Genomic DNA, 19,747 nt, shown 5'->3' with positions numbered 1-19,747 from the left:
AAATTAATTACGATTCGAAAAAATTCACCGTGTGAGGTTTTATTTTTATTATAACCTGTTCATTATTTTCAAATGACTGGCCATATTGTGCAGCAACTTCAATTTCTTGTTTATCAATAACAAGTGAATAAACATACGCCGAACCAATAAAGCGACGACTTATGATTGTAGCTCGCTTGCTGAATTTGTCACTTTGGTTATCTGCCACTAATTCTATTTGATGGGGACGTACATATATAAGCCCTACGCTTACGTCATGCTTACTCTCAACATAAGATTCGACTAAACCAAATGGTGTTTTGTATTCAGTTGCTGTTAATACTTCTGCGCTCAAGTATATGCCTTGACCCAGAAACTCTGCAACCTCCTTTGAACATGGATCTGCAAAAAGCTGCTCAGGCGTGCCTTGTTGCTCAATTTTACCGCGATGCATAATGGCAAGTGTATCTGAAAAGGCAAACGCCTCTTCTTTTGAGTGTGTAACAAACACAGCAGATACTTGAGTTGCTTTAATAATTCGACGTATATCGGCAATTAATTCAAAGCGTACTTGTGTATCAATATTTGAAAAAGGCTCATCAAGTAGCAATAAACTAGGCTTATAAGCTAATGCACGAGCAATAGCTACACGCTGCTGTTGGCCACCCGATAACTGATGCGGGAACCTGTCGGCACAGCCAATTAAATGTACCAGCTTAAGCATTTCATCTACGCGTTGCTGCTTTTGAGCTTTACTCATTTTACTAAGCCCAAATGCGATATTATTTGCCACCGTCAAATGCGGAAACAACGCATAGTCTTGAAACATCATGCCGATGTTACGGTGCTCAGGCGAGACAAACGATTGCTCATCACTCACTAATTTACCGTCTATAAAAATAGACCCTTGCTTAGCTTCAATTAAACCTGCAATCGCTTTTAACGTGGTTGTTTTACCGCAGCCGCTTGCACCAAGTAAGCATACTATTTCATCTTTACCCACTGTTAAATCTAAATCGTGAATAACCTGTGTACCGTTATAGTGATAGCTCACGCCTTGTAAAATTAAACTACTCATTTAACTACGCTGCTCCATAGAACGATTAATAAAATACAAAGGAATAAACCCAACAATAACAATAAATAATGCCGATATAGAAGCAAGCTCTAACTGCTCGTCACTCACATACTGAAATACATGAGTAGCTAAGCTTTCAAAATTAAACGGCCTGAGCAATAGCGCAGCCGGCAGTTCTTTCATGCACTCAATAAATACCAATAAAGCAGCAGTAAGCAATCCTCTTCGCAGTAAAGGTAGGTGCACTAAACGCAGTGTTTGTCCTTGGCTTTTACCCATTGATTGGCTTGCCATATCAAGTGATGGGCTAATACGTAAAAAACTCGACTCAATTGCTCCGTGTGCAATGGCGTAAAACCTAACAATATAAGCAATAATAATAGTAAGAATGCTACCTGTAAGCAGTAAGCCAATATCTAAATTATACGGCTCGAGCGCTGTGTTAATGGTGTTCTCTAATAATGTAAGTGGTAACAAAACCGCAATAGCGAGTACTGTGCCAGGCAACGCATATCCTGTGCTTGCTAAACGCCCAGGAATAAGCGGATACGTTTGCTTTGCCACACGCTGATAAAAAACGACAAAAATACTCAACGTAATCGTTATTAGGCTCACAACCCCAGCCACTTTTAAACTTTGCCAAGCGTAACTAAAAAACTCTACATTCCATGCTTTATCAAAGTAGGTAATGGCGTAATTTATAAGTACTGCAATAGGGATTACAAACGCGATAAATAAAATAAAGCTGCAAAATGCCGTTGCGAGCCAAGCTGACTTTCCTTTTAATACATAGAGAGATTCACTATTTACACTTGATTGGCGCTCAAATACCGCTTGGTTACGACGACTAAAGCGCTCTGCCATTAATGCTAAAAATAACAGTAATAACATCACACCCGATATTTTAGCTGCCGCTGTAAGTGAGTAATAACCAAACCACGTATCGTATACGGCAGTCGTTAATGTACTTACGGCAAAATAACTCACTGTTGCAAAGTCAGCCATGGTTTCCATACTTATAAGCGCAAGAGCCGCCACAATAGCCCCGCGAGAGAGTACTAAGCTTACTTTAAAGAAACTTTGCCAAGGAGATAATCCCATTAACTGGCTAGCTTGTACTAATTTGAATGACTGCTCGCGAAGAGCCGTTTTAAAAATCAAAAATAAATACGGATAAAGCACCAAGGCAATCATAACGATGGCCCCGGGTAATGTACGTATATCAAAAAACCAATAGTCATTAGGCGATTGCCAGCCAAACCATTCTCTCAGCGCTATTTGCACCGGGCCCGCATAATCTAATAAATCAGTGTATACATAGGCAATAATATAGGTGGGCATAGCAAGGGGCAGCATAAGTGCCCATTCAAACTGTTTTTTACCCGGGAAACTACAGTAAGCCGTTAGCCACCCAAGTGGCAAAGCTATGGCGCAGCTAAGGACGCAAACACCTAAAACAAGCAATACGGTATTGGTTATGTAATCCCAAAGCACGGTATCCCACAGGTGGGAAAACACCTCAGAGCTACCTTGTAGAGATTCAAAAAGAAGAAAAAACAACGGGGCCGATAGAATTAAGCCAGTCGACCACGCAAAGAGCTGCCATTTAGACAGCTTAAATTTATTAGTCATTAAAGATCGAACTTCACCTCATCAATTAGCTTAAGCGCTAACGGACGATATTTACTAATCTCATCAAGTGGCAAGCTGTCTTCTTTAAAACTCCCCCAAGAGGCAACCAAACTTGATAGTTCAACACCCGACTTAACTGGATACTCCATATTTAATGAGGCATACATGTTTTGTGCTTTGCTGTCGGTCATATATTCTATGAGCTTTAATGCATTTTCAGGGTTTTTAGCATATTTGGTAATAACCGCACCCGAAACATTTATGTGTGAGCCACGATTAGTTTGATTTGGAAAGTTAATATTTACGGCCTCTGCCCAACCTTTTTGCTCTTTATCTTCTAGCATTTTACCAAGATAGTAACTATTACCTAATGCCAAGTTACATAAACCTTCTTTAACTGCTTTAACTTGAGCACGATCGTTACCTTGAGGTTTACGTGCTAAATTAGCCTTAACACCTTCAAGCCACTCTTTGGTTTGCGCTTCACCATGGTGTGCAATCATAGAAGCCACTAAACCTAAGTTATATGGATGTTTGCCTGATCGCGTACAAATTTGTCCTTTGTATTTAGGATCTGCTAAATCTTCATAAGTGAGCTTAGGTAACTCACCAACTCGCTCTTTTGATGAATACACATTACGCACTCGCTTAGTGAGCGCGACCCATTGGCCATCACCGTCACGAAAAGCTGCAGGCACGTTATTATTTACACTGTCACTTTTTATAGTTTGTGTTAATTTTAAATCTTCTAATTGAATAAGCGCACTAAAATTAGAGGTTAATACTAAATCGGCTTTACTGTGTTTACCTTCGCGTTTAACACGCTCAATTAACCCTTTTTTAGCAAAAACAACATTGGTTTTTATTCCCGTTTGTTTTGTAAAATCTTCTAAAATTGGCTGAATCAAAAACGGCTGACGAAAAGAATAGATATTAACAACGTCACTTGCAAAGGCTGGTGCCGATGCTGCTAATCCTAAAAAAAGTGTAAATACTGTCTTCATTATTTCACCTAAATAATTGTTATTATCATCGAATTCTACCGCGCTCATTCAAAAAGTGCACACTTTAAATAAATGTAAATATGTAAATAACGCCCAAAAAGGAAATGCAGTGTAAGAGATGTCTCACGGATGTGACAGCTAATGAGTAAAAATCAAGATAAAAAACACACAAAAACCTCCTAAGCAACTGTATTTATTGAACATTTACATTATTGCTATTGCATAAATACTAATTGAATGTAGTTTTATCCCTATTTTAGTTGCTCTATTGCACTATAATTTACGCATCAACCAAGCAATGACGCTTATTGAGTAAAAGGAAATGGACTGCTTACTCAACCAATGATTAGGTTACCAGGACAACACGGATTTTAGGACAGGCTCAGGATGAGTATCACAACGCGATGTTGTAAAAAGGACAGCGTCAGGAAGATGCGAAAAGGATAACAACACGGCTAAGTTGTTTAACAGGATGTTTAAGGAATAAATGGACAGGCCTTTAAGGCAACACAATGGATTGGTTAAAATAGGGATACACTAGGAAGTGTAATTAAGGATTTGGTAATAGTATTTACCCTACAGGATGTTTAGGAATTTAAGGATACAGGCCCGGATGGTCTACATTACATAGAACTAAAAAGTAATATAGTAATAAACATGGATTAGTAAAAATTGGAGTTGATTAAGTTCAATTGCAGGATGCAGAAAATTAGAAGATTCCGCAAGCGCGCCTAGAGATAGAGCGCGCTTTTCTTTGCCTAAAATTTGGGTTTAGTAAAGCTCTAAGCAACTACCACTAACTTTTGCAGGGTAATACTGCATCCCAGCTAATCAATATTAATACCTTCAAATACTTTATTAATATTTTAAATTTCGCTAAGTTTTTCATTAATTGCGCCGATAACTAAGTAACGCAAGGATCATAAATACTCAATGGATATGAATTTTAAAACGCCGCAAAGCAATACCTTTTTATGTAAAGTATCAGACGCAAGTACAGCAAAACCAATTGGCGTTTTTAGTGCCCAAACTCCCAACGAAAATCCGTATAAAGCTTTATTTAGCCCCAAAGGTTATAACTTTTTAAATATGCCAATGAGTGAGTTTAAAAACATACTTAACGTAATTATCCAGTTAGAAAGCGATATTTCTATTAGTAAATGGGGTGAGGGTTCTCGACCTGATGAATTTAGTTATCAGCTTAATAGAATATCTAACGCTATTGCGACTACTCACTTTAAAGGAAAAACCGATATTAGCTGTTACTTTTTAAAGCGAGTCGAAGAGGCTAAGGATATGATTGGTGAGGACTGCACCTCGTTTATTCAGGCTCACAATAGCGTAAGCCAATTATATAATACGGTTTTACAATTAACATCTGAAGAAGGCTTCAGAGCAATTCAAAATAAAGCACTTGCTCACTTAAAAGAGCAGCAAGCTTTCGCTTAACTGCGTAAAACTACTCTTCTAGCGGTCGGCCTTTATTGCGCTTACCAAGCAAATACGCATCACGAAACTTAATAAAATGCTGTTCTAATTTAGAAGATGCATCCATTTCTCCCGCAAGCGCTAGCACCATAATAGCCACTTCAGCAGTGCCTAGTTGATGCGCATGAGGGGCAACACGTAATCGGTAATCAGATAGTTTATCAGCAGTAACAGAAAGTACAGGCAAGTTATCTAAGTATGGGCTTTTGCGAATCATTTTTTTAGCTTCACGCCAGGTACCATCTAAAAATATAAATAGCGGTTTTTTACCCTCTTCAATACTTATTTCGGTAATGGCCCTGCCCTCTTCTACATCTTCAGCAGGGAATACTACCATTGGCTGATATTGTGAATCATTTATTAAAGCTAAAAGAGCGGGGTTAGGGTCTGTTCTATCCCATCTAAATGCGTGGTTATCTGGCACTATTTCAGCAATTAAGCGCCCAGTATTAGAAGGTTTAAAACTTTCATTGTGATACATTAATAAGCACACAGCTGCTTTACAATCTGCATGCTCAACACCTTTACAAATACAGTAGTGCTTAGCTATTAAGCATTGCTCACAGCGATCTAATTTACCGCCTCGAGCATTAAACTCTCGACGGGATTCACTTATTTGTTGAGCGCGTAATGCTAAAACTGAGTTTTTCACTGTATTTACCTTCAATTAATTAAGCGCGCATTGTAACGACTTATCGCTATTTAATCTTATATTTATAGTCATACCAACCTGCATAAATCTTTGATCAATTTAACGAATTAAATTGCACTATAACGTCGTTAAAAATTTTTTATTTAGAACAACTAGATACAAAAACTTTTGCCTAGTTCTAGCGTAATTTTCTTAACGTTAAATAGACCCCATATATAAGCAGATTGGTATCATTGAATTAATTCAACATCTCTTAAATTAAAAACCAGGCATAAAAAAACCCAACCAAAGTTGGGTTTTTCAAACAAATGCTAAAAAGTTAAATTACTTCTTTTTAACTGCTTTTTTGTTTGGTAAGTCAGTGATCGAACCTTCAAAAATTTCAGCTGCAAGGCCGATTGATTCATTCAATGTAGGGTGAGCATGAATAGTAAGCGCTAAGTCTTCACCATCAGCACCCATTTCAATACCTAAACCGATTTCGCCAAGCATTTCGCCCGCGTTAATACCGATCATAGCACCACCGATTATACGGCCACTTTCTTTATCAAAAATAAGTTTAGTAGAACCTTCAGTACGAGATGATGCAATAGCACGACCAGAAGCTGCCCACGGGAATACCGCAGTTTCAATTTTTAGGCCTTGCTCTTTTGCTTCTTTCTCAGTAACACCTACCCAAGCGATTTCTGGGTCAGTATACGCAATCGAAGGAATACATTTAGGGTCGAAGAAATGCTTCTGACCAGAAATAACTTCTGCAGCAACATGACCTTCATGAACCGCTTTATGCGCAAGCATAGGCTGGCCAACTAAGTCACCAATTGCAAAAATATGGCTTACGTTAGTACGTAATTGCTTATCAACATTAATAAAGCCACGCTCATCAACGTTTACGCCCGCTTTTTCAGCATCAAGTAAGTTACCGTTTGGAGTACGGCCAACTGCAACAAGCACTTTGTCGTAACGTACAGGTTCTGCTGGTGCGTTTTTACCTTCAAACGTTACGTATAAGCCATCTTTTTTAGCTTCAACACCAACAACTTTAGTTGAAAGCATTACGTTGAATTTTTTGCTTACGTATTTTTGGTAAATTTTGATAATGTCTTTATCAGCTGCTGGAACTAATTGGTCAGCAAATTCTACAACATCAATTGCAGAACCTAGTGCACGGTAAACCGTACCCATTTCAAGACCGATAATACCACCACCAAGTACAAGTAGTTTTTCTGGTACATCTTTAAGCTCTAGCGCGCCAGTTGAATCAATTACACGGTCATCTTGTGGGATGAAAGGTAAGTTAACTGGTTTAGAACCTGCTGCAATAATCGCGTTATCAAACGTGATAGTTGTAGAGTCTTTCTCGCCTTCAACTACTAAAGTATTGCTGCCAGTGAATTTACCGTAACCAGATACAACTTTCACTTTACGCATTTTAGCCATGCCCTCTAGTCCACCAGTTAACTGGCCAACTACAGAATCTTTCCAAGTACGAACTTGGTCAAGATCGATCTTTGGTGCGCCAAAAGTAACACCATGAGATGACATTTCAGCTGCATCATCAATCACTTTAGCTACGTGTAAAAGTGCTTTTGAAGGAATACAACCAACATTAAGACATACGCCGCCTAATGTTTCACGAGATTCTACCAATGTAACTTCTAAGCCCAAGTCAGCAGCGCGGAATGCCGCAGAGTAACCACCAGGACCACCGCCTAGTACAACAACTTGAGTTTTTAATTCGTTGCTCATGCTATTACCTTAATTGTTTGAACGGGACACTGCCCTAAAGTTTAACTGCCATGTTTCTGCAAGGCAGAAAGTGAGAGCAGATCACAAATTTGTGCAAAGATTGTATCATTGCAAATGGTAAAAATCCCAGCTAAAAACAACTGGCTGGGATTTGATTCTATTCATTGTCCAGCGATTACATCACCAATTGGCGAATATCGCTCATGTAACTTGCAAGAGTCACAGTAAAGCGTGCAGCTAAGGCTCCGTCAATAACCCTATGGTCGTATGACATAGACAGCGGAACCATTAGTTTTGGTTCAAACTCTTTGCCATTCCATTTAGGTTTCATTTCAGATTTAGACACACCTAAAATAGCCACTTCTGGTGCATTAACAATCGGCGTAAATGCCGTACCGCCAATACCGCCAAGGCTAGAAATAGTAAAACAACCACCTTGCATATCAGACGATGTAAGCTTCCCGTCACGTGCTTTAACAGATACTTCCATTAATTCGCGTGATAGTTCAATAATGCCTTTTTTATCAACATCTTTAAACACTGGTACAACTAAACCGTTTGGCGTATCAACTGCAACACCAATGTTAATGTACTTTTTAAGGATTAAGCTTTCGCCGTCCTCAGAAAGCGATGAGTTGAATTTTGGAAATTCAGCAAGTGCTTTTGCAGCTGCTTTCATTACAAACACAAGCGGCGTAATTTTAACACCCAGCTTTTTCTTCTCGCTAAGCACATTTTGCTCTTTACGGAATACTTCAAGGCTTGTGATATCAGCTTCGTCAAACTGTGTAACATGTGGGATTTGCACCCAGTTACGGTGTAAGTTTTTGCCTGATAGCTTTTGAATACGAGACAGCTTTTGCTCTTCAATTTCGCCAAACTTAGCAAAATCAACTTTAGGCCATGGAATAAGACCAAGCTCGCTACCACCAGCGCTACTACCTGCTGACAATTGACCAGACTCAACTTGCTTAACTAAGTTTTTAACGTAGTTTTGCACGTCTTCTTTAACTATACGGGCTTTGCGACCAGTGCCTTTAACATTAGCTAGGTTAATACCAAACTCACGCGCTAAACGGCGAACAACAGGTGATGCATGAGCATACGCGCTGTTTTCTGTGAAGCTTTCATTACTTGCTTTTGCTGGTGCCGCTTGAGCCGGTGCCGACTCGGTTTTAGCCGCAGCTGCAGGTGCTGATTTTTCAGCTGGTGCAGATACTGCTACTGGCGCGCTGCCTGCAACTTCAAATACAAAAATTAATGAGCCAGTCGATACTTTATCGCCAGCGGCTACTTTAATTTCTTTAACTGTACCGGCAAATGGAGCTGGTACTTCCATTGCAGCTTTGTCGCCTTCAACGTTTAAGATTGATTGATCTTCTTCAACCGTATCGCCAACTGCAACCATAATTTCAGTTACTTCAACTTCATCGCCACCAATATCAGGTACATTTACTTCTTTAGTACTTGGTGCTGCGTTTGCTGTTGAGCTAGCTGCTGGCGCTTCTACAGGAGCCGACTCTTTAGCCGGTGCTGCAGATTCACTTCCTGCTACTTCAAAAACAAACACTAATGAGCCTGTTTTAACTGTATCGCCAGCGGCGACTTTAATTTCTTTAACTATACCGGCAAATGGAGCGGGAACTTCCATTGCTGCCTTGTCGCCTTCCACGTTTAAGATAGATTGCTCTTCTGAAACGGTGTCGCCAACAGCAACCATGATTTCAGTTACTTCAACTTCATCATCGCCAATATCTGGTACGGTTACTTCTTTAGTTGAAGAACCTGTAGAAGCAGCAGGTGCTGCCTCTTCAGATTTAGCTGGAGCAGCGGCTGATGCTTTTTCTTCACCAGTGCTTTCACTCTCGCCTTCAAACAAAAATACTAAAGAGCCTGTTGTAACGGTGTCGCCAACATTTACTTTAATTTCTTTAACTGTACCCGCTTGCGAAGCAGGTATTTCCATTGATGCTTTGTCGCCTTCAACATTTAATAATGATTGGTCCACATCTACTTTGTCGCCAACGCTTACTAATATTTCGGTTACTTCTACTTCATCGTCACCAATATCTGGTACTTTAATTTCAATACTCATTGCAAACCTCTTATGCGTACAGTGGGTTAAGTTTGTTAGTGTCGATGTTGAACTTTTTAAGTGCTTCAACAACTACTGACTTCTCAACTTCACCGCGTTTAGCAAGTTCAGATAACGTAGCAACAACAACGTAGCCCGCGTTAACTTCAAAGTGACGACGTAGGTTTTCACGGCTATCAGAACGACCGTAACCATCTGTACCTAACACTTTGTAGTTGCTGCTTGGAATGAATGAACGCGCTTGTTCTGCGTAGTTTTTCATGTAATCCGTTGCTGCAACAGTCACAGAGTCGTTTAATACGCTTGTGATGAATGCTGTTTTTTGCTCGCCTTCAGGGTTAAGCATATTGAAACGTTCAACATCTTGACCTTCACGCGTTAATTCGTTGAAAGACGTTACAGAGAACACGTCAGACGCAATGCCATACTCTTCGCTTAGAATCGTAGCGGCTTTACGCACTTCAGTCATAATAGTACCTGAGCTTAATAGCTGTACGTTGGCTTTTTTACCTTCGTAACTTTCAAGCTTGTAAATACCTTTACGGATACCTTCTTCAGCGCCTTCTGGCATAGCTGGCTGATGGTAGTTTTCGTTCATAAGCGTTAGGTAGTAGTAAATATTTTCTTGGTCATCACCGTACATACGACGAATACCGTCTTGTACAATAACAGCAACTTCAAACGCGTAAGTTGGGTCATATGAAATACAGTTAGGAACCGTATTAGCAAGAATATGACTGTGACCATCTTCGTGTTGCAAGCCTTCACCATTTAGCGTTGTACGACCCGCAGTAGCACCTAATAAGAAACCACGTGCTTGTTGATCGCCCGCCATCCATGCCATGTCGCCAACGCGTTGGAAACCAAACATAGAGTAGTAAATGTAGAACGGGATCATTGGTAAATCGTTAGTGCTATATGAAGTTGCAGCAGCAACCCATGACGACATTGCACCTAACTCATTAATACCTTCTTGAAGCACTTGCCCTGATACAGTTTCTTTGTAGTAAGAAACAATATCACGATCCTGTGGCGTATAGTTTTGGCCATGCGGATTGTAAATACCGATTTGACGGAATAAACCTTCCATACCAAATGTACGCGCTTCATCGGCAATAATTGGTACGATGTTTTTACCAATGCCTTTATCTTTTAATAAGATATTAAGTGCACGAACAAAACCCATAGTCGTAGAAATATCACGTTTTTGTTCTTCAAGTAGCGGCTTAAACGCGTCTACTTCTGGCAACGTAAGTTTTTCACTAAAACGTGGAATACGCTTAGGTGTGTAACCTTTAAGTTCATCACGACGAGCATGTAGGTATTTATACTCAGGTGAACCTTCTTCAAGTTCTAAATAAGGTAGTTCTGCAAGTTGCTCTTCAGATACTAAATCGTCAAGACCAAGGCGTGAACGTAAATGCGCAACATGCGACATGTCCATTTTTTTCACTTGGTGCGCAATGTTTTTACCTTCAGCTGCTTCACCCATGCCGTAACCTTTTACAGTTTTAGCAAGAATTACAGTTGGACGGCCTTTAGTGTCTTCTGCTTTTTTAAATGCAGCAAATAATTTTGATGACTCATGACCACCACGCTTAAGCGCGAAAATTTCGTCATCTGTCATGTCAGCAACAAGTGCAGCTGTTTCTGGGTAACGACCAAAGAAGTTTTCGCGTACGTACGCGCCATCTTTAGCTTTATATGTTTGGTAATCGCCATCAACAGTTTCGTTCATTAACTGTAGTAATTTACCCGTTGTGTCTTTAGCTAGAAGAATATCCCAACCGCTGCCCCACACTAGTTTAATTACGTTCCAGCCAGCGCCTTTAAACAAGCCTTCTAGCTCTTGAATAATTTTACCGTTACCCATAACTGGGCCGTCTAAACGCTGTAAGTTACAGTTAACTAAGTAACAAAGGTTATCTAATTTTTCACGTGCAGCAAAAGAGATTGCACCGCGTGATTCTGGCTCATCCATTTCACCGTCACCTAAAAACGCGTATACACGTTGGTTTTTAGTATCTTTTAAGCCACGACCATCTAAGTATTTTAAGAAGCGTGCTTGGTAAATAGACGAAATAGGACCTAAGCCCATTGATACCGTAGGGAACTGCCAAAATTCAGGCATTAACTTAGGGTGAGGGTACGATGGTAAGCCTTCGCCATCAACTTCTTGGCGGAAGTTATCTAGTTGTGCAGCCGATAAACGACCTTCAACAAATGCACGTGCGTAAATACCTGGAGAAATATGACCTTGGTAATAAACTAAGTCACCACCGTCTACATCATTTGGTGCTTTAAAAAAGTGGTTAAAACACACTTCATAAAATGCAGCAGATGATTGGTAAGACGCCATATGGCCGCCTAAGTCGAGATCTTTTTTAGATGCACGTAGAACGATCATAATCGCGTTCCAACGTATAATTGAACGAATACGACGCTCAAGATTTACATCACCCGGGTAAGCAGGTTCTTGATCTACAGGAATAGTATTAACGTAGTTCGTGGTAATACCCGTTGGCATATCAACGCCGTCTAAACGGGCTTGCTCTAATACTTGCTCAAGTAAAAACTGAGCTCGTTCAACACCTTCTTCGCGCACAACTGATTCAAGAGCTTGTAACCACTCTTGTGTTTCTAGCGCGTCTACGTCAATTTTATTGACTTCAGACATATGGAGGTTTCCTTATGTTTAAAATACGAATATTGTTAATTTAATATCACAGCTACTTAATTTATGTGTTCAAAGTAGTTATGTACTAACTTAATTTTGTTTAGTGCGTCTTAAACTACGTTCAATTCGCGAATGTTCTTTGCCTGCTTCAAGTAGTGCTTCTTCTATAAATGCTAAGTGCGCATTACTTGCTAAACGGGCTTGTTCTGGATTACCGTCAATAACGGCATCCATTAATAAACGCCTGTGTTGGGCTAATTGACTGCTAATATCTGACTTTTTTAATAAAACAGTTAAATTTTGCAATACATTTTGCTCAAGCAGCGCTTTCATGCCTCTTACTAAATGCAGTAACACCACATTATGCGAGGCTTCTGCCACGCTAAAGTGAAATGCATTAATTGCTTTTGCTTTTTGCTGTAAATCATCATTAACTAGGGCAATTTTATCAAAGCTTTCTTTCACTTTGCTAAAATCGTTGCTGGTCCCGCGCAGTGCCGCGTAGTAAGCAGCAATCCCTTCTAATGCATGACGAAATTCAAGTAAATCAAACTGCGACTCAGGGTGTTTACTAATCAAATCAAAAAGTGGATCAGTAAGCCCTTCTTCGAGCTGATTTTTTACAAACGTGCCGCCACCCTGGCGACGCGTAACTAAACCTTTCGCTTCTAATTTTTGAATTGCCTCACGCAGTGACGGGCGAGACACTTCAAATTGCTTTGCTAGTTCACGCTCTGGTGGCAACTTTTCACCTGGTGCTAACGAGCCCTCAAGAATCATGTTCTCGAGTTGCTGTAAAATAACATCAGATAACTTTGCTGCTTTGATCTTTAAAGACATGAATCAACGTCCGCGTTGTATAAATACCAAGAGCCCATAAAGCGGGGCTTTGAGTAGTATGATTTACCCAAAAGGTAAATTGGTCATACCAAAAATTTTCAATACGGTATCAAAAACCTTATTAGCTGTCAATTTACAGGTAACTTGAGCAATTAAAGTAGCGTAACGCATTTTGAACGAAGATTAAACAATGCGCAATTTACAAAAATTGTTATAACGTTAATAGGATGAAAACAATTGGTCTGACCAGAACAAATTAGAATATTAGCTCTATTTTATTGTGTTTAAAAATTGCAGGAGGAGATTAAAGCACCTTACATTGCATAAGGTACTTTATTAAAAAGGTATTAACTTAAGACAGTCCACCAAATAATGTAAGTAGTGCTATAAGTACTAAGTAAAATAATACATTGCGCTTAACAAGCTTAATCATACAAGTGGCCTCGTAGGTACAGCCGTAATAACGCTTTTCAACTTGCTCTGCAGCCAGCGCAGTACATGTTACTACTTCTCGGTTTGGAGATTTAAAGTTAAGTACGTAACGTAGCCAACAGCTTGTGCCTTTATTAAAGTTACCTATTACTAAATAACCAAAGCTGGTAATACGTGCAGGTAACCAGTCGAGCCAAAACAATAGTTTATGTATAAGTTTAAAACGCTTAGCAAATATTACTTTATGATCTTCTCGTACTAAGTCAGCTAAAGTACGTACCAGTGCATATAAAACTGCACCTGGCGCGCCTAAAACAACAAACCAAAAAATAACCGCGCAGTAAAATCTAAAGTTTACCCAAGCCAATGTTTGCCCAAAGGTTTCACCACCATCTTGATAATCAGTGCGCTTTTGGCCTATTTGCATTGCATATAAAGATGCTGCAGTACCATCATCTCGCGTTAACGCATTTAAGTACGACTTATATAAAGCACGCTGCTTAGCACAACCAAAGCACACTAAAAGCACCGCGATATTAATGCCCAACTGCCACAAAACAAAATCAGATAAACAATAAATTAGTGCCATCGCAATCACTGGAAGCAAAAGCCAAATTAAAAAGCCCGGTGCTGAGCTAAATAAGCCCTTATCACCAAGTAATTTATTAGAGCGATTTAAATAACCATTTGCGTAATAACTTATCTGCCAGTAATTAGACCGAGCGCCTAAGCGCTCTAGTATTAATGCAATTATTATAGAAACTAAAATCATGGGAATAACTCTCTTAACTTAGTTGTTCAAGCATATTAAAAAACAATGGCCAATTAAAGCTACTGCCAGGATCGGTTTTACGCCCAGGGGCAATATCGCAATGCCCAACAATACGCGAAGGGGTAATTTTTGGATAGCGTTGCATTATAGATTTACTAATAATAGTTAATGTTTTGTACTGCGCTAAAGAATATGGCGTGGTGTCGGTACCTTCAAGCTCAATACCAATGCTAAAGTTATTACAAGCAGGTACCCCCTCAAACTCAGATTGCCCAGCATGCCAAGCACATTTTTCAAAAGGCACGTATTGTATAACCTCACCGGTGCGCTTTATAAAGCAATGGGCCGATACACGTAAATTATTTAAGTCACTAAAACTCGGATGAGCATTGAAATCAATGCTACCCATAAATAATTCATCAACGAAAGGTGTACCAAACTGCCCTGCTGGCAATGATATATTGTGAATCACCAATAAAGAAATATCAGCCTCATCAGGGCGCTCATCAAAATGCGAACAAGGCCGCTGCGCTACCGTACTTAAAACACCGTTTAAATCTATTTTCATGATACGTTTATTATATAAATATCAAGATATACATAGCACTGATGCTAATGGATTTATTAAAAAAATGATAGTAACAAGCGAGGTATAAAACCTCACCTACAAATAATTCAAACCCACACGTAGGTGCGAATTTACTACAAGCGCTTATCTTTATATTGGCGAAAAGGCAATCGCTTCTCTTTCTTTTATAAACATAGTAAAATTTGCTTAATTTATTAACGCTTATGAGCTTTTATTATGTCTATCCCGCACTCTTTAGTTAGCCAACTTGTCACTCTTGCACTCGACGAAGATCTAAATTATCAAACAGCTCAAGAAGGCGATATTACCGCGCAGCTTATCCCTCAGAGCGAGCAAGCCAACGCAAAAGTAATCACCCGCGAAGACTGCATTTTTTGCGGAAAAGACATCATCCTTGAAGTATTCAAACAAGTAGACCCAAGCGTTAAGGTTAATGTACTAATAAACGACGGCGACGCAGTTAAAGCAAACAGCACATTATTTACCGCTATTGGCTCGGCTCGTTCAATATTAACTGCCGAACGAACTGCCCTTAACTTTGTGCAAACCTTATCGGGTACAGCCACTACTACAGCGCATTACGTAAAAGAGTTAAGTGGTACAACTACGCAACTACTCGATACACGCAAAACCATACCTGGTCTGCGCGCTCTTCAAAAATACGCAGTAAAATGTGGCGGGGGTGCAAACCATCGTATTGGATTATTTGACGCTTTTTTAATTAAAGAAAATCATATAGCGGCTTGTGGCACAATAAACAAAGCCGTAGCTCAAGCTAAACAAAACCACTCAAACAAACCTGTCGAAGTCGAAGTAGAATCACTCCCTGAACTTAAGCAAGCAATTGAAGCTGGTGCCGACATAATTATGCTAGACAATTTTAGCGTAGAGCAAATTAAACAAGCTGTAATTTTGACCAACAAACGTGCGAAACTAGAGGTTTCAGGCAATATGACCCTAGAAACGCTCAAAACTTATTCACAAGCCGGCGTCGATTTTATATCAAGCGGAGCGTTAACAAAAAACTTACAATCAATCGATTTATCGATGCGTTTTGAACAATTTTAAAGCAACAACTGCCAATTAATACCGCTAATCGATTGACAAGTTAAGTAAAAAAGCATTAAATAACCCGAAAGGCTTACTTTGTAACATTTTGTTAAATAAAATCGCTTTTTTATAAGAAGATACGTGCTAAATACTAAAATAAAATGGTAGACTAATTCTGTTGTACTATTTTATTTTAAAAGGTAGTCATAAATAACTAGTACCTTTAGTTTTTAAAGACATAATTAAAAACTAAAGCAACTAAACTACTTACTTTATGCCTATACTATTTATTGCTACAACATGTAGTGCTCTTAGTAAACTTTTATAGTTAGTACTAAACATAATGAATTCACATACGGCTTTTGTGTTTCATACTCTAAAGCTAAAGTGTAATAAAATTAATTTTAAGTAAAACTGTAAAGTAAATCAGTTAAATTAAGTGAGGCATTTTGCCGCTTAAGTGATTTAAGTTACAAAAATCTATCCTTTAGGAGAGGAAACATGAAAACAATGACTCAAAAACAACAGGGTTTCACCCTAATTGAATTAATGATTGTAGTAGCAATCATCGGTATTTTGGCTGCGATCGCATTGCCGGCGTATTCGAACTATCAAGCAACATCTAAACTAACTGCTGGTTTAGCTGAAATATCAGCTGGTAGAACTGGTTTTGAAATTACTTCTAATAGCGGAACTACACCAACAAATGATCTTGTTGGTTTAGAAACTACTACTAAAAACTGCACTATAGAAACAACTTCTACAGGTATCCAGTGCACTGTATTAAATGCACCAACCCAAGTACAAGGTGCTATAATTAAATGGACTCGAACTGATGCTGGTGGTTGGTCATGTGCAACTACAGGTTTAAGTGGTGATGCTACTGAACTAGCCCCTAAAAGCTGCCCTCATTCTTAATCATTTATTGATTACTAAAAGCGCCTAGTTTGGCGCTTTTTTAATGCGTAAGAATCAACACTTATGAATGCGGTAAATATAATAAAACCATTGCTCATCAGCTTTTTTTTTCTGTGTACGCTAATACCTTTAATACCAATAGCTTCCTACGATTACCATAACCACCAACGCATCATTCAAATGGCTTTCTTACTTAGCCTAAGCTTTATGACACTTACTGCTTTTTTAGGTAATAAAAAACCTACTTTTAAGCTTTCATTAAATAAAAAAAGCAGTGTGTTGTACTTAATTTTTATTTTCAGTGGTTGCTTATCTGCGTTGATGAGTAAGGAGCAAAGTTTTAGTCTGCTGTACACGTTTCATATAAGCTTACTTATTTTAACTATGTATTACGTAAGTACCATAAATGACAAAAGGTCTATTTTATTTATTATTTATGCATTACTGATAACCCATACAAGCCTCATTTTAATATGTCTACTTAATATAATTTTTACGCTATCTGAACAACAACCCTTAAACCCCTACATAATCTACTCAGGTTTTATTAACATTCGCTTTTTTAACCAAGTACAGGTGTTTATTCTTCCCTTTTTGGTGCTACTCCTAAAGTTTAAAAGCATTCAGCGCATTGTATTTATTATTTTGTTTTTAAACCTATTATTAATATTTATTGGCCAAGCTCGTGGGGCCTTACTCTCATTTTTAGCTTTTTCTATTTTTGCCCTTGCTTTAAAAACTACATTAAAAAAACAAGTACTTATCGGATTAGTCTGCTTTGTTTTCAGTTGTATTACTTTTTATGTTTTGGATTCATTAAATAGAGGAGGTGCTGAAATACTACGCACATCCTCCTCAGGCCGTATCGACCTGTGGTTTAATACTCTTTCTAACCTATCTTTAAAGCATTTATTTATCGGCAATGGTCCTGGAGTATTTGAAATGTCACTTGGAAGTTCAGCTCCTTACAGTCACCCTCATAATTCATTAATTGAAATTTTAAATGAGTGGGGCCTTATAGCTCTTATATGTATTTTAACTGCTGTTTGTACAACCTTTAAAAAAGCCATAACACATTTGAAATGTCATAAAAAAGATATCATTACTGAAAGCCTCTTTTACTCTTTTGCTATAGGTATTACATACTCACTATTTTCTGGCGTGCATGTAATGCCAGTATCGCAAACACTCTTATTTATAATGTGGGGGTTGCTACTTGGTAGAATCAATAAAAAAAGTATCCAAAGCATTTCCATAAATAAATACTTAAAAGCTTTAGTAACCATTTTATTTGTTTTTGCATGGTACCTTTACTTACAAAAAGCGATAAGTATTTATAATAATATTGATCCTGATAAGGGCTACATTTACGGGCCTAGATTTTGGTCCGTTGGGCAACGATTTTAAAGCGCTCAACTTTTCTACCAAGAATCATTAGTTTAAGTTATGCTTATAATAATGAAGTTTTAAACCAAAGTCAGCTGGGTACTCTTAATGGCAAAAAAACAACAAGATAAAGGCCTCGATACCTTTCAGTGGGTCGGTGTAAGTGCACGAGGGAAAAAACTTGAGGGTGAGCTTACAGGCAATAGTATTGCATTAGTAAAGGCTCAGCTTCGCAAGCAAGGTATCACTCCCTCAAAAGTGAAGCGTAAAGCAAAACCGTTGTTCGGTATTCAAAGTGTTCAAAAAATAACGCCAAAGGATATCGCACTAGTTACTCGCCAAATTGCAACAATGTTATTAGCCGGCGTACCATTAATACAGTCTATAGAAATGATTGGCACTGGTTCGACTAATAAAAGCATCAGGAAACTAATGGAGACTATTGCCGATGAAGTAAAAGCGGGCCAGCCATTATCTACAGCGCTTAGAAAACACCCCCGCTACTTTGATGATTTATATTGTGACCTAGTAGCCTCAGGTGAGCAGTCAGGTGCGCTTGATAGAATATTTGATCGTGTCGCTATTTATAAAGAAAAGTCTGAAGCATTGAAGTCAAAAATTAAAAAAGCAATGTTTTACCCTATTTCGGTATTAGTAATTGCCGGTATTGTTACCTCAATATTACTAATATTTGTAGTGCCCCAGTTTCAAGATATTTTTGCAGGTTTTGGTGCAGAGCTTCCTGCATTTACTTTATTTGTAATTGGTATATCTGACTTTATGCAAGCATACTGGTGGATGATTCTTATTGGAATGTTTGCTTTTGGATACGCTTTTAAAGAAGCCAAGCTCAGAAGTTTAAAACTCAGAGATGCTACAGACAGAGCCATACTTAAACTCCCTGTTATAGGTATGATTTTAAATAAAGCAGCTGTTGCACGCTATGCACGAACTCTTTCGACCACTTTTGCTGCTGGTGTGCCGCTGGTTGATGCGCTTGACTCTGCTGCAGGGGCTTCAGGCAATGCTGTTTATCGTTATGCTATTTTAGATATAAAAGTTGAAGTAAGCTCTGGTAATCAGATGAACTGGGCAATGCGTAACTCAAAAATATTCCCTGATATGGTAATACAAATGGTCGCTATTGGTGAGGAGTCTGGCTCACTAGATGGCATGCTCGCGAAAGTGGCTACTATTTACGAACAAGAAGTTGATGATGCAGTAGATGGCCTTTCAAGCCTGCTTGAGCCACTTATTATGGCCGTACTAGGTGTACTTGTTGGTGGCTTGATTGTTGCTATGTACTTACCTATTTTCCAACTTGGCTCTGTTATTTAATTACCAAAAATAACAATTCACAGGAAATAAAAGAGAAGGCTTACTTTTTGATAAGGTATAGCTATTAA

General features: G+C 38.7%; 15 protein-coding genes. 5 read left to right on the top strand and 10 right to left on the bottom strand.

What is annotated here, in order from left to right:
- Positions 1-7: 7 nt before the first annotated feature.
- Genes I6F45_RS09550 through I6F45_RS09540 form a run of 3 tightly spaced genes read right to left on the bottom strand, consistent with a single transcriptional unit; the run spans position 8 to position 3,693 of the window.
- A complete protein-coding gene (locus tag I6F45_RS09550; protein ID WP_197160339.1) occupies positions 8-1,057 on the bottom strand; it encodes an ABC transporter ATP-binding protein in 1,050 nt (349 codons plus the stop codon).
- Positions 1,058-2,689: an ABC transporter permease gene (locus tag I6F45_RS09545; protein ID WP_165727150.1), complete on the bottom strand. Its 1,632-nt coding sequence runs from the start codon at positions 2,687-2,689 to the stop codon at positions 1,058-1,060.
- Positions 2,689-3,693 (bottom strand): Fe(3+) ABC transporter substrate-binding protein, encoded by a 1,005-nt coding sequence (locus I6F45_RS09540; RefSeq protein ID WP_197160337.1) that lies wholly within the window; start codon positions 3,691-3,693, stop codon positions 2,689-2,691. Before I6F45_RS09540 ends, I6F45_RS09545 begins: the two co-directional genes overlap by 1 nt.
- A 933-nt stretch (positions 3,694-4,626) precedes the next feature.
- Between I6F45_RS09540 and I6F45_RS09535 the strand changes: the two genes are divergently transcribed.
- A complete protein-coding gene (locus tag I6F45_RS09535) occupies positions 4,627-5,142 on the top strand; it encodes a hypothetical protein (protein WP_165727149.1) in 516 nt (171 codons plus the stop codon).
- A 10-nt stretch (positions 5,143-5,152) separates the two neighbouring features.
- Here the strand turns inward: I6F45_RS09535 and I6F45_RS09530 are convergent, their stop codons facing one another.
- The 7 genes from I6F45_RS09530 to ampD form a co-directional block, all read right to left on the bottom strand.
- Positions 5,153-5,833: a tRNA-uridine aminocarboxypropyltransferase gene (locus tag I6F45_RS09530; protein WP_165742233.1), complete on the bottom strand. Its 681-nt coding sequence runs from the start codon at positions 5,831-5,833 to the stop codon at positions 5,153-5,155.
- A gap of 324 nt (positions 5,834-6,157) precedes the next feature.
- On the bottom strand, positions 6,158-7,582 hold the full coding sequence (lpdA, locus tag I6F45_RS09525) for a dihydrolipoyl dehydrogenase (protein ID WP_007586124.1): 1,425 nt from the start codon (positions 7,580-7,582) through the stop codon (positions 6,158-6,160).
- A gap of 175 nt (positions 7,583-7,757) precedes the next feature.
- A complete protein-coding gene (gene aceF, locus I6F45_RS09520; protein WP_197160335.1) occupies positions 7,758-9,677 on the bottom strand; it encodes a pyruvate dehydrogenase complex dihydrolipoyllysine-residue acetyltransferase in 1,920 nt (639 codons plus the stop codon).
- A 10-nt stretch (positions 9,678-9,687) separates the two neighbouring features.
- Positions 9,688-12,354: a pyruvate dehydrogenase (acetyl-transferring), homodimeric type gene (gene aceE / locus I6F45_RS09515; RefSeq protein ID WP_010553346.1), complete on the bottom strand. Its 2,667-nt coding sequence runs from the start codon at positions 12,352-12,354 to the stop codon at positions 9,688-9,690.
- Positions 12,355-12,444: 90 nt separating this feature from the next.
- On the bottom strand, positions 12,445-13,194 hold the full coding sequence (pdhR, locus tag I6F45_RS09510; protein WP_007586129.1) for a pyruvate dehydrogenase complex transcriptional repressor PdhR: 750 nt from the start codon (positions 13,192-13,194) through the stop codon (positions 12,445-12,447).
- Between the two features lie 352 nt (positions 13,195-13,546).
- On the bottom strand, positions 13,547-14,398 hold the full coding sequence (ampE, locus tag I6F45_RS09505) for a beta-lactamase regulator AmpE (RefSeq protein ID WP_197160333.1): 852 nt from the start codon (positions 14,396-14,398) through the stop codon (positions 13,547-13,549).
- Between the two features lie 13 nt (positions 14,399-14,411).
- Complete coding sequence (gene ampD, locus I6F45_RS09500) at positions 14,412-14,966, bottom strand: 1,6-anhydro-N-acetylmuramyl-L-alanine amidase AmpD (protein ID WP_197160332.1); 555 nt, start codon at positions 14,964-14,966, stop codon at positions 14,412-14,414.
- A 237-nt stretch (positions 14,967-15,203) separates the two neighbouring features.
- Between ampD and nadC the strand changes: the two genes are divergently transcribed.
- The 4 genes from nadC to I6F45_RS09480 all read left to right on the top strand — a co-directional run bounded on the left by nadC (position 15,204) and on the right by I6F45_RS09480 (position 19,679).
- On the top strand, positions 15,204-16,055 hold the full coding sequence (gene nadC, locus I6F45_RS09495; RefSeq protein ID WP_197160331.1) for a carboxylating nicotinate-nucleotide diphosphorylase: 852 nt from the start codon (positions 15,204-15,206) through the stop codon (positions 16,053-16,055).
- Positions 16,056-16,538: 483 nt separating this feature from the next.
- Complete coding sequence (locus tag I6F45_RS09490) at positions 16,539-16,955, top strand: pilin (RefSeq protein ID WP_165722163.1); 417 nt, start codon at positions 16,539-16,541, stop codon at positions 16,953-16,955.
- A gap of 63 nt (positions 16,956-17,018) precedes the next feature.
- The gene (locus tag I6F45_RS09485; protein WP_197160328.1) at positions 17,019-18,362 is read left to right on the top strand and encodes an O-antigen ligase family protein; all 1,344 of its coding nucleotides are present in this window, start codon (positions 17,019-17,021) and stop codon (positions 18,360-18,362) included.
- Between the two features lie 87 nt (positions 18,363-18,449).
- A complete protein-coding gene (locus tag I6F45_RS09480; protein ID WP_165722165.1) occupies positions 18,450-19,679 on the top strand; it encodes a type II secretion system F family protein in 1,230 nt (409 codons plus the stop codon).
- Positions 19,680-19,747 lie beyond the last annotated feature (68 nt).

It is taken from the genome of Pseudoalteromonas sp. SWYJZ19 (assembly GCF_015864375.1).
In the GTDB taxonomy this organism is placed as follows: Bacteria; Pseudomonadota; Gammaproteobacteria; order Enterobacterales; family Alteromonadaceae; genus Pseudoalteromonas; species Pseudoalteromonas arctica.
Note: the sequence above shows the minus strand (reverse complement) of the source record. Positions and strands in the feature narration are given on the sequence as shown.

Bases quoted from the DNA above. Each gene is read 5' to 3' on its own strand.
- I6F45_RS09550 (WP_197160339.1), bottom strand. From the start codon at position 1,057: ATGAGTAGTTTAATTTTACAAGGCGTGAGCTATCACTATAACGGTACA.
- I6F45_RS09545 (WP_165727150.1), bottom strand. From the start codon at position 2,689: ATGACTAATAAATTTAAGCTGTCTAAATGGCAGCTCTTTGCGTGGTCG.
- I6F45_RS09540 (WP_197160337.1), bottom strand. From the start codon at position 3,693: ATGAAGACAGTATTTACACTTTTTTTAGGATTAGCAGCATCGGCACCA.
- I6F45_RS09535 (WP_165727149.1), top strand. From the start codon at position 4,627: ATGGATATGAATTTTAAAACGCCGCAAAGCAATACCTTTTTATGTAAA.
- lpdA (WP_007586124.1), bottom strand. From the start codon at position 7,582: ATGAGCAACGAATTAAAAACTCAAGTTGTTGTACTAGGCGGTGGTCCT.
- aceF (WP_197160335.1), bottom strand. From the start codon at position 9,677: ATGAGTATTGAAATTAAAGTACCAGATATTGGTGACGATGAAGTAGAA.
- aceE (WP_010553346.1), bottom strand. From the start codon at position 12,354: ATGTCTGAAGTCAATAAAATTGACGTAGACGCGCTAGAAACACAAGAG.
- pdhR (WP_007586129.1), bottom strand. From the start codon at position 13,194: ATGTCTTTAAAGATCAAAGCAGCAAAGTTATCTGATGTTATTTTACAG.
- ampE (WP_197160333.1), bottom strand. From the start codon at position 14,398: ATGATTTTAGTTTCTATAATAATTGCATTAATACTAGAGCGCTTAGGC.
- ampD (WP_197160332.1), bottom strand. From the start codon at position 14,966: ATGAAAATAGATTTAAACGGTGTTTTAAGTACGGTAGCGCAGCGGCCT.
- nadC (WP_197160331.1), top strand. From the start codon at position 15,204: ATGTCTATCCCGCACTCTTTAGTTAGCCAACTTGTCACTCTTGCACTC.
- I6F45_RS09490 (WP_165722163.1), top strand. From the start codon at position 16,539: ATGAAAACAATGACTCAAAAACAACAGGGTTTCACCCTAATTGAATTA.
- I6F45_RS09485 (WP_197160328.1), top strand. From the start codon at position 17,019: ATGAATGCGGTAAATATAATAAAACCATTGCTCATCAGCTTTTTTTTT.
- I6F45_RS09480 (WP_165722165.1), top strand. From the start codon at position 18,450: ATGGCAAAAAAACAACAAGATAAAGGCCTCGATACCTTTCAGTGGGTC.